Genomic DNA, 13,818 nt, shown 5'->3' with positions numbered 1-13,818 from the left:
TTCAATTCACTGGATGCACAGGGTGTTTTTTAAAATTACCGGTACCTCTTCCCAGAAGTGAGAAATCATGGATTTGCTAGCCGCAATGCGTATTTTTGTGCGGGTTGTCGAAAGAGGGAATTTATCGAGAGCTGCGAAGGATCTGGGTCTTGGTCAACCCGCCGTCAGCGACCGCATAGAACGTCTCGAACGATATCTTGGGGTCAGACTTCTTCTTCGAAGCACTCGCGCTGTGTCTTGCACAGATGAAGGTGTGCTCTTCTATCAAAAGAGCAAGGTCGCTCTTGATGCTGCTGATGAAGCGCGAGCGGTCGTAACGCTCGGCAACAAGACCGTCAGGGGGCGGATACGGATTGCGGTGCCACATGGGCTGGGCGACGTCATTCTGCCAAAAATTATCGCCATTATCCGGGAAAATAATCCCCAGTTATTTATTGATCTGATATTGAATGACAGCATAACCGACCCGGTTACAGAAGGGGTGGATATTTCGCTCCGTCTTGGGCAGATCGGGGATGGGAATTATATTGCTCGTCGCCTCGGGCATATTCGCCGGGTTCTGGTTGCATCTCCTGAATATATCGAGAAGCATGGTCTACCGGAAGAGCCTACCGACCTGATCAGACACCCTTTTATTCGTGTTTCTGGACTCTTCGGTGATGGACAGCTTCGCCTGCTGGGATCACAAAAGACAGCACGCTTGACACCGATCAATATTGTTGCCTCGATCAGTCATTGGGGTCCCGTATATCAATTATTACTCAATGGCTCGGGAATCGGAGTAATTCAGGAAATTGTATGTGCTGAAGCTATGGAAGATGGAAAATTGATTAAATTGCTACCTGATTACATTGTCCCAGGGTTTGATCTGCACGCACTACTTCCTGTTGCACGACCTGTCCCGGTCAAAACGCAATCCGTTTTGAAAATGCTGGAAGAATATCTACCCCAAACAGTGACACTCAAGTCAACCAATTCAATTTAGAGAAACGGAAACTGGATGCATAGCAGCAAGAGTAATCTGGCGTAGCCGTGACGGCCCTATCGATATAGTGAGAAGGTCAGGTGCAGGCTCGTCAAGGCCTGCGAGCCGCCTTGAAACGGGATGCTGCTAGGTCGTGCCCCTGCCCGATTGCCTGATGTCTGGAGGCGGAGCGGTGACAATCGACTTCAGCGCGGGGACCGCCCGAGATAACTTCGCGAGATCCGGACGTGGTAGCCTCGTCTCGGCGTCACAGGAGAAGGCCAACTCAATCGCCTGGGCGATGTCGAGCAGGTGCCGATCGCCTCGAAATGCCCCCACCAGTTGCAAACCAAACGGCTTACCCGCGTGATCGAGCCCACATGGCAACGACAGCGCGGGATTGGTCGTCATCGTGATGACGTAGGTAAGTCCCAGCCATCGATAGTAGTTCGCGAGCGGCCGTCCATTTATTTCGGCCAAGTAGGGCTACTCCCATGGAAAGGGGGAGATCGGTGAGGTTGTCGACACGATCAGGTCGTAGTTCGCGAATTGCGCCTGGAAACGCCGGAACAGACGCGTCTGTGCGGCATGCGCCCACGCGACGTCGGTAAGCGACAAAGGGCTCTGGTGCGAATTTTCCGTTGAGCTACAGTGGCGGTTTTGAGAGTGAGCAGTTGCGATGGCGAAGCAGCTCGAAGATCTGGACGCGTTGTTCAAAGGCCGGCACGTTGAACGTGAACTGATCATTCTGTGCGTGCGCTGGTACTGCCGCTACAAGCTCTCATACCGGGATCTCGTCGAAATGATGCTTGAGCGCGGCCTGCGTGTTGCGCACACCACGATCATGCGCTGGGTCCAGCGGTACGTTCCCGAGTTCGAGAAACGCTGGGCCCGCTACGCACGCAAGACAGGTCGGTCCTGGCGTATCGACGAGACGTACGTGAAGGTGCGCGGCCAATGGGTGACCTGTATCGTGCAGTTGACCGTGACGGCAACACCGTCGATTTCCGGCTCAGTCCGAAGCGCGATGTGGCGGTGGCCAAAGCGTTCTTGCGCAAGGCGCTGCGTACCCAGGGCCACGCACCGACCTGCGTCACGCTCGACGGTTACGCGGCATCGCACCGGGCCGTGCGCGAGCTGCCCGATGAGAATCCTGCGTGGCGCCGCACGAAACGCCGCTCGTCGAAGTACCTGAACAACCTGATCGAGCAGGACCATCGCGGCCTCAAGTCGAGGACCGGACCGATGCTGGGGTTCAAGAACTTCGACAGCGCAGCGATCACAGTCGCTGGCGTCGAACTCATGCATCGCATTCACAAGGACCAGTTTGACATCAGTCGGCTGCACCTCAAAGACCGGACTCCGGCTTCTATCTGGAATGCGGTGCTCGCCGCATGAAACTGGTCCGGCAACAGCTTGAGTGCCCAGCGGTGAACCGTCGAATGATCGACCGCAATCCCGCGCTCGGCCATCATCTGTTCGAGCTGACGCAGGCTCAGCGGATACGCCACGTACCACCGAACGCAGAGCAACATCACGTCCAGTGGATAATGCAACCGCTTGAGCACTTCTGCTACCGCCGGACTCAGATTCCGATTCATCGATCATGTCACGCATTCAGGGCCTGTCAGCATAGCAGGCTGCCTTATTGCGACAGATCCATAATGTAGGCCACCGGCTCGGTGATCGTCTGTTTGATCGTGTTGTCGAGCATCGCTCGTAGGAACGCTGTCTCGGAGAGATCGTCCAACGCCAGCGCTCCCACCAGAAACATCCCGCCAATCACGAGGACACGGTCCTGAAAACTCGTCATCAAGAGCAGAATCAAGGCACCAAGCAACACTGTCTCTTCGACGCGATAGCTGATCATGATATTTTCCGGCTTTCCTACGCGATAACGTGCAGCGCCAGCGCTGCCTGTCGGATTCGATTCGCGGCATCTTCCGGCGTATCAGACACCGAAGCCCAATCGTGATGCCACCAGTCAATGAGTCCAGCAGCCTCGTTCACCGATCGCGCCACAACCACGTCACGAATCTCATCCGCTACTTCATCCCACCGAGCCTCGCCCTCGTCGTCGCTCGCGCGTGCGTCGATAGCCTCACGATAGATTACTTTCGCCGCATCGATTGAGATTGCCATCGCTGTTTTCCTCTGCCTCAGCGCCCTGCTGACGTGCGATCGCGGCGCGAAGCTCGGAACGCTACTGGGACTATCAACAATCCGATGCCTGCAATTAGGAGCAAGAGCGGCAACCGGAGTCCAAGGGTGACATATCCGGACAACCATTGAAGAACCGACTCGAACACCGCGTCAGATCCAGACGGGCCGACCACGAGCAGCAAAACACCGAAGTAAATCACAGGACTGCAGGCACGAGCCAGAGCCCGAACAGGTGGCCAATGTCTTGAAGGAGTCTGAGGACAGACCACACTAAGACTATCGGTATCAACAGCACCGACAAAAGCAACTCGATCATTTCTAGTCCCTGTTTTCCTCGGTTACAGCGATGCCGGCGCCGGCACCTTTGGAGCGTCACTATCTTTTAGCCAGTCGTAGTCGCATTCCGCGCAGTAAAAATCGCTCAGCGCGCTCACCTCGTAACGCAGGTGCGCTCCACACGATGGACAGGTCACAGCGGTGTGTCACTCTCGCACATCGTCCTGCCACTCGAGGTGCCAGCTCGGAAGCGGTCCAATCGCGGTCAGCGTCGCTTGCTCTTCCGTTGTTAATCCGTCCGCTTCAGCACGCATCGCGTCTTCCTATTTGTGGGCGCTTTGTTCCGCGGGTCGTCAAATTGCCATCAGCGGCCAGCACAACGCAAGCATGAACGCGCGCCAGGATCGGGTCAGGGTCGTCACATCGGGCCATCCGTCGAACAGGCGTTTGTACCCGTAGGTTGCCCAAAGCAAGACGAAGATCAGCGCGAGCAGCGTAAGCCAACCGGGCGCGACCCCGTGAATAATAGAGCACACCCCAATAGCGACGAGGAAGCTCACACACTTGATTGTGAGAACCCGCTGTTCGTCCATTCCCACGCCTCCCAATTTCGATACGTTCACGAAGCGCTCGGGCCAACGTAATACGAGCACATACCATACGATAAAGTACAGCCCGCACGCTGACGCGACTAACGCAGCGCAGGAGAACCAGAACACGATTCTTCCTTGAACCGCTGCGGCCAGTCCAGAGAGGCCAGTGGCAACGTCGGTGTCCGGAGTGAAGTAGAGGGCGAACCCGCAGAGGATCGCTGAAGCAACGAGTGACAGGGTCATGCCTCGTGTAGCGTGTCTTTGCGCCGCAATCACGGGATCAGCTGATCGCGCATCGGTAGCAACGATGCACGACAGTACCACGTCGGCAAACCATTCGAAGAAATTCCTCATAGCCATTTTCCTGCTTAGACTTGTCGATACATTGTCCGGCCGCCGACGAGCCCGACGGCGATCGCCTTGCTCCGTCCGAAGTTGCGAGGCTCGTCACGGAGCTCGTAGCCGCCCTCATCCAACGCGAGACGGGTCATATGCTCCGCAACCGTCGCGACCTCATCGCGCACCGCGGCGAGGTCGCGCATCATTAAGTCGGCAGGCAGTGAGCCGGAGCGGTCGCTATGATGGTCACCCGCAGCACTTCTCCAAGCTGGTTGTCGTAATGCACCCCAAGACTGGTAGCAACGTTCGCTGGAGCGTTGGCATGAACGACATCCGCGACATCCACTATCTCCCGGAGCCTCAGCAGACGCGAACCCGCGACGAGGATCATGATGCCGGAAGCCCGCCGGATCCTTGGCACGCCAATGTTTGCCATCGCCATATCGACAGCATGGTGTCCGCGATCCGTTCGGTCGGAGTATCCGATCCCGATACGGGCGAGAGTACGTCCGGCGAATATTTCCCGCACATCGAGGAAGTCCGCTCCAATCGGAGCAACCGGCCCGAAATTGCCCGCGATCCCGGAAACGGTTGCGTGGATATAGGCATCGAGCAGGCTGCGCATGAGAGACCCGTCGGGGGCGGGCGGGAGGATAACAAGCGCGTCAACGCTGTAATTCATCCGGGCCATCAACGCCTGCTGGTCGACGGGCAACGAGGCCTCCAGTTCCAGCATGCCCACAACAAGCGCGGCGGCCCGTTGGGCAGCGCTCGCTACGCGCCCCGCCATCAGCAGCGCCTGTGTGTCGTCCGCGCCGGCGAGAATCAACACCAGATCGGAATCTGTGAACCGCGATGATAGCGGCGATGCGACATCCACCGTCCCGGGAAACGCCGCGTCGGAACTGCCGTTCGCCCCCGCTTCGTCCAGGTTACTTGCCCAAATGAATTCCGTATTTCCGTTGATACGTTCCTGCTCGAGCGTATGAAGCAGTCTCATTCCAGCCGCACCCGCACCGACCACGCTGATGGTCGGGTATCTGATCGATCAGATACTGCGCGTTTTCGAGCACACGGGTACCGTCGATGACAAGCGCGATCGAATGTTGCTTGAGCAGCGCCTTGACCTCGCGCAGGTGCTCGATGGATACCGGATGCCCTCCACTCGCGTTATTGCAAACTTCCATGCAGACGAAGGCGATCTCGTTCGCACGCCGCGCGATGTACTCCTTCAGTGCATCCAGATCGATGTTGCCCTTGAAGGGCTCACTCGACTCCGGACACAGCGCCTGCGGATGAGGCAGCTCGCGCGGCGTGAAGCCCTGATCGATCTGATGGAAGATGCCTGAAGGAAACAACATATTCTGCGGCACGAGGCCACGCCTGGGCCAGGCTTTGCAAAGCAGTTGTTCTGCGGTGGCACCAGCGTCGGTCAGCAAATAGTAGCCAAAGCCAAACACATCCTTAAGCACGCTATCGACGTCGAGTGGCTGATGCAGCTGTGCGCGCAGATTGGACATGCGTCGTGCAACGTACCCGGTTTCCAGCTGCGCCCAGGAGTCCGTTTTCAGATCGAACTCAACCTCCTGCGCGGCAACATTGAGCGGATTGAAACCCGCCTCGGCCAGGACGCGTGAGCGAGCCATATCTTCGATCATCATCGCGTTGCCGGTCGGCGAGCCGGCCGATAGTGGCCCGCCTGCCAATGCGCGCAGCGCACCCGGCACCGCCTGGGCCGCGGCAACCGCCACACCAACGTTATGGTTCTCCTCATCGGGGGTTTGCGCTTTCGCCGGATCGGCGACCATCAGAATGATGTCGATGACGTTATCGGCATTGCCGCTGCCGACCGGTCGGCACAGGTAGATCGTGCGGTTCTCCGGGCGGAACTTGTTCTTGAACTGCAGATTGCCTTCGTCGTTGAAGATGTTCTGCTTATGCAGGTCGTCGAGCACGCGGTCCACGTCCTCGTCCGCATTCGCACATGCTGTCAGACGGCACCCGTAGGTGCCGCCGAGGCTCAATACCTCGCATCCCTCGCTCGCAAGCGTGCCGATGATGTTGACGATCGCGTACTCGAGGCCGCCGAGCGGCATATCTGGCGGATAAAACTCCAGATCCATCAGATAACCGTTGCAGGTCGCCGACGCGATACGCGAGATCAGGATCACGTTCTGCAGTACGTCGTCGAGATAGGTCAGGAAGAGCCGGTGCTGCGAATCGAGCTGTCCCGCCAGAATCTCATCCCTGACGATGTGGATCAGTGGATTGACCATCGGTCTGGTCTCACACCAGCGGTCGATCACGTTCGCAACGTCGCGATCCACGTCGGGCGTGCTGCCACAGCGATATTCGACCGTGCGGCAAGCCCCCGCCTTCTCGAATTTCGACACCCGGTAGCGCAGCCTGCGCATCGAGCCGCCTTCGAGTGAGAAGGCACCGATGTCGAGCACGCGTTGCACCACGCCGAACGGCGTCGACGAAAACCTCACACCGCCAATCTCTTCGACGACCTCGTCGGTCAGGATGTTCAACTGGTATTGCCGCTTTTCGCAGTAGTGGTTGAATTCCGCCGCGGCCTCGGCAAAATAGTCCGCCGGGCCGGTGTACGCATAAGCCAGCACCAGATCCTTACAGCGGCTGTAGTGAAAATAGCCGCGGCGTGCACTACCGATAAACAGATTCGGCGCGATGCTGCGAGTGCCCCGCGACACGCTGCCCTCATTCCGGTGCACGGCAAACAATGATTCGATCTGCGCGTGCAGGTCTGGGAATGCGGGCAGATCCCTGGCGAGCATTCGAATGCTTGCTGGCGCGTTTGTGACTGGCATCTCGGGGTTGGCAGACCACGGCTGCGCCGCCGCGGGCGTGTCGTTGCCCATCAGCTTCTGGTCGAGTTTCGTGCCGAGCTTCGTGATCACCGCGTCACGATGCCTGTCGACGAAATAGCTGGCCAGCGTTTCGATGTTGAAATACTCGAACAGCAGGGTTTTAGGCAGCGTGCCGAAATCCTCTTCCAGCTGCTTGATCATCTTCAGGACGCGGAACGAATCGACTCCCAGTTCACCAAACGGCGTGGTGATGTCGAAATCGGCTGGTGGTACCGCGGCATCCGCAACGATCCCGGTCGCAAGCGACTTCAGATAAGACTCGGTCGACTCCAGCAAACAGTCGCGATTGAGACGATCATGTTCAGTCATTGCATAAGCCATTTAGACTATTAGGAATGCATATCGTCAGAATGAGAGCCGATGGGAACGCAAGCACTTTCTGGAAAACTCGAAATTCGGCACGCGTTAGCCCACCGCACGGACTATAGCAAAGGGGTTTTGAGACTCTTTGGCGTTCGGCGAAGCCCAGCAGGACGCTGCGAACTCGCAACGCTTCGCGTGCTACCGCAAGGCTTCGTCAGCGTTCTCATCGTCCGTCCGGGCGATCGATATAGTCCATGCGATGCCTTGACGGAGGCAGCACGACGTTTCGCCGGATGCCTCACGGTCCGGCGATTCAGCCGAATCGAACCGATATATACGGTGACAGGCCATGCGTCGCGCATAGCCAACAGCGAGATGCGAAGGTCAGCCCTTCGGTATGCGTAACAGACCTGCGTTCTGAGCCGCTTACCGTTGGCAGCGTCTTCATCAACACTGAGCCTATCTGATATGTATAGAGGCGCCTGAATGATCGAAGGTTCGCGATACCCCGCGGGCTCGACGATCCGGCTGTGGGGACCGCTTGCGTCGTGTACGGCGTTAGTCGCCGCGATGCTGTCCGCGTGCACCGTCGGCCCTGATTTCCGGGCACCAGACGCTCCGCAAGTTGCCCGTTACACAGCGGAACCGATGCCCGAACACACCGTCGACTCGCCAGGACCCGGCGGCGCGTCGCAACACTTCACGGTTGCCGGCGATATTCCCGCCGCATGGTGGACGCTGTTCCGCTGCGAACCGCTCGATATGCTGATACGCAGCGCGCTAACGGAGAGTCCGAACATTGCCGCGGCGCAAGCCGCGTTACGCGAGGCCCGCGAAAACTACCGTGCGCAATTCGGCAACAGTCTGCTGCCGAGCGTCAGCGCACAGCTAGGCGTCCAACGCGAGAAGATCAACGGGATCTCGTTTGGGCAGCCGAACTTCAACGAGGATCTCAACCTGTATAACTCGTCGGTTAACGTTTCCTACAACCTCGATCTATTCGGTGCCTCGCGGCGCACGCTGGAAGCGTCACAAGCAACCACCGACCAGCAGAACTACCAGCTACGCGCCGCATATCTGACGCTCACATCCAATATCGTGACCGCTGCGATACGCGAAGCATCGCTGCGCGCACAGATCGCCGCAATCGAACAGATTGCCAGCGATCAACAAAGCCAGTTGGAGTTGCAGCGCAAGCAGTTCGCCATAGGCGGTATCGCGCGTAGCGCGGTGCTGTCGCAGCAGACCCAAGTCGCGCAGACGCGCGCAAGGTTGCCGCCGCTACTGCAGCAACTCGATCAGATACGGCACCAACTGGCCGCGCTGGCCGGCCGGTTGCCGGCAGACGGCCAGATCCCCGAATTCCGGCTCGACATGTTCACCCTGCCGGATACGCTGCCCGTCAGCACTCGTGCACCAGCGGCCCGACATTCTCGCGTCCGAAGCACTCCTGCACCAGGCGCGCGCGCAGGTCGGCGTTGCGACCGCTGCGTTGTTTCCGCAGTTTTCGCTCACCACGGCTTATGGATCGCAAGGCGCGACGCCTGCCGATATGTTCACCGCGGGAGGCATCGTGTGGAGCCTCGGTGCAGGGCTTACCCAGCCTCTTTTTAACGGCGGCGCGCTGCGCGCAAAGAAACGCGCTGCCGAAGCCGCCTATGAGCAGGCCAGCGCCCAGTATCGCGAGTCGGTGCTGCAGGCATTCCAGAACGTCGCCGACTCGCTACGCGCGCTCGACCACGACGCAGCGGGTCTGCGCGCGCAAACCGGCGCGTGGTCATCCGCGCAGGACACGCTCACGATGACGCGTGAGCAATACCGGCTTGGCGCGGTCGGCTATCTGGATCTACTCGACGCGCAACGCCAGTATCTCAACACCACGGTCGATGTCGCACAGGCTCGTGCGGCGCGCTTCGCCGACACAGCCGCCCTGTTCCAGGCGCTTGGCGGCGGCTGGTGGAGCAACGACGAACACTTGCAGGCCGTCGCCAAACGGACCGAGGAGCATCCCCAATGAACACCACGCCTCTTCCGCAACCCCGCTCGCTCAGGAAAGGCATGATTGTGATGCTGATCAGCCTCGGCCTGCTGTTTGCACTGCTAATTGGCTTCAACGCCTTCAAGAACAAAATGATCGCGAAGTTCGTCGATGGCATGGCCACTACGCCCGCCACCGTCAGTGCAACGCATATTACGTATCAGACCTGGCAGCCGCAGATTAACGCGGTCGGTAGCGTACGTGCGGCGCGTGGCGTCGACGTGACGACCGAGGTCACGGGGATCGTGCGCACGGTGCGCTTCCACTCGGGTGACGAAGTGAAGGCAGGTGACGTGCTCATCGAACTGAATGACGATGCCGACGTCGCTCAGCTGCAGTCGTACAAGGCAGCCGCGGAACTCGCGCAGACCGTCTACAGCCGAGATACCGCGCAATACGAGATCAAGGCGATCGCGAAGTCGGTGCTCGATGCCGATGCCGCCGACCTGAAGAGCAAGAAGGCTCAGGTCGCGCAACAGCAGGCTCTAGTCGACAAGAAGACGATCCGCGCGCCGTTCGGGGGTCGCCTCGGCATCGCGACGATCAATCCCGGCCAGTACCTGAAACCCGGCGACCCGATCGTCACGCTGCAGGCAATCGAGCCACTGTACGCAGACTTTAGCGTTCCTCAGGAACAGATCGGCCGGCTCGCGACAGGCCAGACCGTTACCGTCAAGACAGCCGCCCGTGCTGGCGAATCGTTTGCCGGCAAAATCACATCGATTAACCCGATAGTCGACAGCGCGACCCGCATGGTCCTCGTGGAAGCGCGCCTCGACAATCACGACGGGAAGCTCTTGTCCGGCATGTACGCGAACATTCACATCGACGCAGGTGTCACCCAACGCTATTTGACGCTGCCGCAAACGGCGCTCACCTACAACGCGTATGGCACTACGCTGTTCGTCATTCAGCCCGGCAAACAGGCGGACGAGCAAGGCAAGGTACTCCCGGTCGCACAACAGGTGTTCGTGACGCCCGGTCCGACGCGCGGAGACCAGATCGCGATCGTCAAGGGCATCGCGGAAGGTACGCAGGTCGTGACGAGTGGTCAGTTGAAGCTCAGCAACGGCACGCCGCTCATCGTCGATAACAGCGTGCAGCCAGAGAACGACGCGACGCCTGCGCCGCAAGAACAGTAGAGGAAACGCAATGCAACTCACCGACATCTTCATCAGGCGTCCGGTACTCGCAACGGCGTTTAGCCTGCTGATCTTCGTGCTTGGCATGCGTGCGCTGGCAATGCTGAAGGTTAGCGAATACCCTCCGACCGAAAACGCCGTGGTGACGATCAACACCGCATACTACGGCGCGGCCGCCGACACCGTCGCCGGTTTCATCACGCAGCCACTCGAAGTGGCAGTTGGCCAGGCGCAAGGGATCGATTACCTGTCGTCAACGAGCCGTACGGGCATATCGACGATCATCGCGACGTTGCGGCTAAATTACGACGCGACCCGCGCGCTGGCCGAGATCAATACCCAGATCCAGTCGGTGCGCAACCAGTTGCCGCCGTTGGCGCAGCAGCCCGCGCTGACGGTCCAGGTCGGGCAGACCACCGATGCGATGTATCTGGGCTTTTACAGCGACGTGCTGCCGGGCAACGGCATTACCGACTACCTGCTGCGCGTCGTCAAACCTAGGCTCGATTCCATCGAAGGCGTGCAGACCACCGAAATGCTCGGTGACCGACAGTTCGCGCTGCGTGCCTGGCTCGACGCCGACCGGCTCGCTGCGCACAACCTGACCGCCACAGACGTCTACAACGCGCTCAACAACAACAACTATCTCGCCACGCTTGGAGCGACCAAGGGGCAAATGGTGAGCGTCGATCTGAATGCAGGAACTGAACTGCACTCGGTCGACGAATTCAAGAAGCTGGTGATCAAACAGCAGGATGGCGCACTGGTCCGGCTCGAAGACGTCGCCAACGTCGAACTGGGCGCCGATAACTACGATTCAAGCGTGTCGTTCGATGGCAAACGTTCCGTGTTCATCGGCGTCAAGGTTGCACCGGGCGCGAACGCGCTCGACGTCGCGAAGCGCGTTCGAGAGGCTTTCCCCGAGTTGCAGAATCAGTTGCCTACCGGGCTGACCGGAACGATCGTGTATGACGCGACCGGTTTCATCGACACCTCGATCAAAGAGGTCGTCAAGACACTCGTCGAAGCGTTTGCAATTGTCACCCTGGTGACCTTCCTGTTCCTCGGCAATCTGCGTGCGGTCATCGTGCCGGTGATCGCGATGCCGTTGTCGCTGATCGGTACGTTCTTCGCGATGCAGATGCTCGGCTACACGATCAATCTGCTTACGCTGCTTGCACTTGTGCTCGCGATCGGGATGGTCGTCGATGATGCGATCATCATCGTCGAGAACGTCGACCGGCAAATGAAAGAGCGTGGCCTGTCGCCGCTCGATGCGTCGCTCTTTGCCGCGCGCCAGCTAGGCGGCCCAATCATCGCGATGACCCTCGTGCTGATCGCGGCGTACATTCCGATTGGCCTTCAAGGCGGTCTCACCGGCGCGCTCTTCTCCGAATTCGCATTCACGCTCGCGGCCGCGGTCGCAATGTCGGGCATTGTTGCGCTGACGTTGTCGCCGATGATGTGCGTCCAGTTCCTGCTGGTCGACAGCAAGCAGCGGCGTCTGTCCGGTTTCATCGATCGCACGATGGAGCGGATCAAGAACCGCTACGTGAAGATGCTGAAGAAGTCACTCGATACGTGGCCGGTGTTCGTCGTGATGGGAGGACTGATGCTCGCCGGACTGGTTTACCTGTTCAACACATCGATGTATGAACTCGCTCCTCAGGAGGATCAGGGAATCGTGCTTGCGCAGGTACAGGGACCGCCGACGGCCACGATCCAGCAGATGCAGACCTACGCCGACCAGGTGTTCGCTCTCACGAAGGATATGCCTGAATATGCGCAAATGTTTCAGCTCACCGGCACACCGACCCTGAACCAGAGCATCGGCGGGATGCTGCTCAAACCGTGGGACCGGCGCAAAAAGAATTCCAGCGCGTTGCAACAGGAGATGCAGAAGCGCTGGTCGGCAATCGCGGGCGCGCGGGTTGCGGCATTTCAGCTGCCTCCCCTGCCCGGCTCGCAGGGACTGCCGATGCAGTTCGTGATCAGCTCGACCGGAACGATCGCCAACCTCAACGAAGTCGCACAGGCCGTATTGCACAAGGCACAGGCGAGCGGCAAATTCTTCTTTATCGACTCCGACCTCAAGATCGACAAGCCGCAATCGACATTCGTCGTCGATCGTGACAAGGTTGCAGCGATGGGGCTCACGCAGGACGATGTCGGCCGGATGCTTGGTGCCGCACTCGGCGGCGGTTATGTCAATTACTTCTCGATCGACGGCCGCTCGTACAAGGTCATTCCCCAGGTCAAGCAGAGCGATCGCCTGAATCCGTCACAGGTTCTCGACTACTACGTGCGCACACCGGGCGGTGGACTTGTACCGGCGTCGGCGTTCGCGCACATCCGTCGCGAGATCGTGCCCGAATCGATCAACCACTTCCAGCAATTGAACTCGGCAACGATCGCCGGCGTGCCTGTGATCGGCCTTTCGCAAGGCGAGGTGCTCGACTTCATGCGAAAAACGCTTGCGGAGGTCGCACCGACCGGTTATTCGGTGGACTACTCGGGTGCCTCCCGCCAGTTTATTCAAGAGGCCGGTACCTTCATACCGACGCTGCTGCTCGCCACGCTCATCGTCTACCTTGTTCTTGCCGCGCAATTCGAGAGCTTCCGCGATCCGTTCGTGATTCTAGTGACGGTGCCAATGGCACTTTTCGGCGCGATGGTGCTCATTAACGTCGGTCTGACCACGCTCAACATCTATACCGAAGTTGGGCTCGTCACGCTGATGGGGCTCATAAGCAAGCACGGCATCTTGATTGTCCAGTATGCAAACGTGTTGCAGCGCGAGGGCCACTCGAAACGGGAAGCGCTGGAAGAAGCAGCGAGTGTACGGCTGCGGCCGATCCTGATGACAACAGCAGCGATGGCGCTCGGCTCACTGCCGCTCGTCATCGCCTCGGGTGCGGGTGCGGCCGGACGAAACGCAATGGGGATTGTGATCTTCTCCGGACTGTCGATCGGCACGCTCTTTACTTTGTTCGTGGTGCCGGTCAGCTATATTCTCCTCGGCGTTGACCACCCGCGACGGGCACGCAAGACATCGATCGAAGGTGTCCCCGCAGTCGAGTGACCCTGTCTCGTTTCCACGTACAGCAAG

At 59.1% G+C, this 13,818-nt stretch carries 11 protein-coding genes and 3 pseudogenes; 6 read left to right on the top strand and 8 right to left on the bottom strand.

Going from position 1 to position 13,818, the window contains the following annotated elements; genetic code table 11:
* Nucleotides 1-67: 67 nt before the first annotated feature.
* Nucleotides 68-985 carry a LysR family transcriptional regulator gene (locus tag ACREXZ_RS27755; protein WP_431767334.1) on the top strand — a complete coding sequence of 306 codons (918 nt, stop codon included), beginning with the start codon at nucleotides 68-70 and terminating at the stop codon, nucleotides 983-985.
* Nucleotides 986-1,111: 126 nt separating this feature from the next.
* On the opposite strand, the pseudogene ACREXZ_RS27750 reads toward ACREXZ_RS27755, so the two are convergent.
* Nucleotides 1,112-1,582: pseudogene (locus tag ACREXZ_RS27750) on the bottom strand (amidase family protein); the annotation flags it as partial.
* A 61-nt stretch (nucleotides 1,583-1,643) separates the two neighbouring features.
* Between ACREXZ_RS27750 and ACREXZ_RS27745 the strand changes: the two are divergent.
* Nucleotides 1,644-2,362 (top strand): IS6 family transposase gene (locus ACREXZ_RS27745; protein ID WP_431767333.1). Its coding sequence is split into 2 segments (ribosomal slippage): nucleotides 1,644-1,926 and nucleotides 1,926-2,362, totalling 720 coding nucleotides; the frame shifts between segments, so codons are not numbered across the junction.
* A gap of 8 nt (nucleotides 2,363-2,370) precedes the next feature.
* Here the strand turns inward: ACREXZ_RS27745 and ACREXZ_RS27740 are convergent.
* The 7 genes and pseudogenes from ACREXZ_RS27740 to ACREXZ_RS27710 all read right to left on the bottom strand — a co-directional run.
* A pseudogene (locus tag ACREXZ_RS27740) lies at nucleotides 2,371-2,565 on the bottom strand (IS6 family transposase); the annotation flags it as partial.
* Nucleotides 2,566-2,609: 44 nt separating this feature from the next.
* Nucleotides 2,610-2,834 carry a hypothetical protein gene (locus ACREXZ_RS27735; RefSeq protein ID WP_431767332.1) on the bottom strand — a complete coding sequence of 75 codons (225 nt, stop codon included), beginning with the start codon at nucleotides 2,832-2,834 and terminating at the stop codon, nucleotides 2,610-2,612.
* A gap of 17 nt (nucleotides 2,835-2,851) precedes the next feature.
* On the bottom strand, nucleotides 2,852-3,106 hold the full coding sequence (locus ACREXZ_RS27730; protein WP_431767331.1) for a hypothetical protein: 255 nt from the start codon (nucleotides 3,104-3,106) through the stop codon (nucleotides 2,852-2,854).
* 650 nt (nucleotides 3,107-3,756) lie between these two features.
* Nucleotides 3,757-4,350 (bottom strand): hypothetical protein, encoded by a 594-nt coding sequence (locus ACREXZ_RS27725; RefSeq protein WP_431767330.1) that lies wholly within the window; start codon nucleotides 4,348-4,350, stop codon nucleotides 3,757-3,759.
* Between the two features lie 14 nt (nucleotides 4,351-4,364).
* Nucleotides 4,365-4,541 (bottom strand): hypothetical protein, encoded by a 177-nt coding sequence (locus tag ACREXZ_RS27720; protein ID WP_431767329.1) that lies wholly within the window; start codon nucleotides 4,539-4,541, stop codon nucleotides 4,365-4,367.
* Nucleotides 4,541-5,335, bottom strand: a complete 795-nt coding sequence (locus ACREXZ_RS27715) for a hypothetical protein (protein WP_431767328.1) — start codon at nucleotides 5,333-5,335, stop codon at nucleotides 4,541-4,543. Before ACREXZ_RS27715 ends, ACREXZ_RS27720 begins: the two co-directional genes overlap by 1 nt.
* Nucleotides 5,268-7,547: a beta-eliminating lyase-related protein gene (locus ACREXZ_RS27710; RefSeq protein ID WP_431767327.1), complete on the bottom strand. Its 2,280-nt coding sequence runs from the start codon at nucleotides 7,545-7,547 to the stop codon at nucleotides 5,268-5,270. The genes ACREXZ_RS27715 and ACREXZ_RS27710 overlap by 68 nt, the downstream gene beginning before the upstream one ends.
* 468 nt (nucleotides 7,548-8,015) lie before the next feature.
* Here ACREXZ_RS27710 and ACREXZ_RS27705 point away from each other — a divergent pair.
* From ACREXZ_RS27705 to ACREXZ_RS27690, 4 genes and pseudogenes are all read left to right on the top strand, one after another.
* A pseudogene (locus ACREXZ_RS27705) lies at nucleotides 8,016-8,801 on the top strand (TolC family protein); the annotation flags it as partial.
* A gap of 139 nt (nucleotides 8,802-8,940) precedes the next feature.
* A complete protein-coding gene (locus ACREXZ_RS27700; protein WP_431767326.1) occupies nucleotides 8,941-9,546 on the top strand; it encodes a TolC family protein in 606 nt (201 codons plus the stop codon).
* Nucleotides 9,543-10,709 carry an efflux RND transporter periplasmic adaptor subunit gene (locus ACREXZ_RS27695; protein ID WP_431767325.1) on the top strand — a complete coding sequence of 389 codons (1,167 nt, stop codon included), beginning with the start codon at nucleotides 9,543-9,545 and terminating at the stop codon, nucleotides 10,707-10,709. The genes ACREXZ_RS27700 and ACREXZ_RS27695 overlap by 4 nt, the downstream gene beginning before the upstream one ends.
* A 10-nt stretch (nucleotides 10,710-10,719) precedes the next feature.
* Nucleotides 10,720-13,791, top strand: coding sequence for an efflux RND transporter permease subunit (locus tag ACREXZ_RS27690; protein WP_431767324.1), 3,072 nt, complete (start codon nucleotides 10,720-10,722; stop codon nucleotides 13,789-13,791).
* Nucleotides 13,792-13,818: the final 27 nt, after the last annotated feature.

The organism is Paraburkholderia sp. (assembly GCF_050742655.1).
Lineage (GTDB): Bacteria > Pseudomonadota > Gammaproteobacteria > Burkholderiales > Burkholderiaceae > Paraburkholderia.
Note: the sequence above shows the minus strand (reverse complement) of the source record. Positions and strands in the feature narration are given on the sequence as shown.

Bases quoted from the DNA above. Each gene is read 5' to 3' on its own strand.
- ACREXZ_RS27755 (WP_431767334.1), top strand. From the start codon at position 68: ATGGATTTGCTAGCCGCAATGCGTATTTTTGTGCGGGTTGTCGAAAGA.
- ACREXZ_RS27735 (WP_431767332.1), bottom strand. From the start codon at position 2,834: ATGATCAGCTATCGCGTCGAAGAGACAGTGTTGCTTGGTGCCTTGATT.
- ACREXZ_RS27730 (WP_431767331.1), bottom strand. From the start codon at position 3,106: ATGGCAATCTCAATCGATGCGGCGAAAGTAATCTATCGTGAGGCTATC.
- ACREXZ_RS27725 (WP_431767330.1), bottom strand. From the start codon at position 4,350: ATGAGGAATTTCTTCGAATGGTTTGCCGACGTGGTACTGTCGTGCATC.
- ACREXZ_RS27720 (WP_431767329.1), bottom strand. From the start codon at position 4,541: ATGATGCGCGACCTCGCCGCGGTGCGCGATGAGGTCGCGACGGTTGCG.
- ACREXZ_RS27715 (WP_431767328.1), bottom strand. From the start codon at position 5,335: ATGAGACTGCTTCATACGCTCGAGCAGGAACGTATCAACGGAAATACG.
- ACREXZ_RS27710 (WP_431767327.1), bottom strand. From the start codon at position 7,547: ATGGCTTATGCAATGACTGAACATGATCGTCTCAATCGCGACTGTTTG.
- ACREXZ_RS27695 (WP_431767325.1), top strand. From the start codon at position 9,543: ATGAACACCACGCCTCTTCCGCAACCCCGCTCGCTCAGGAAAGGCATG.
- ACREXZ_RS27690 (WP_431767324.1), top strand. From the start codon at position 10,720: ATGCAACTCACCGACATCTTCATCAGGCGTCCGGTACTCGCAACGGCG.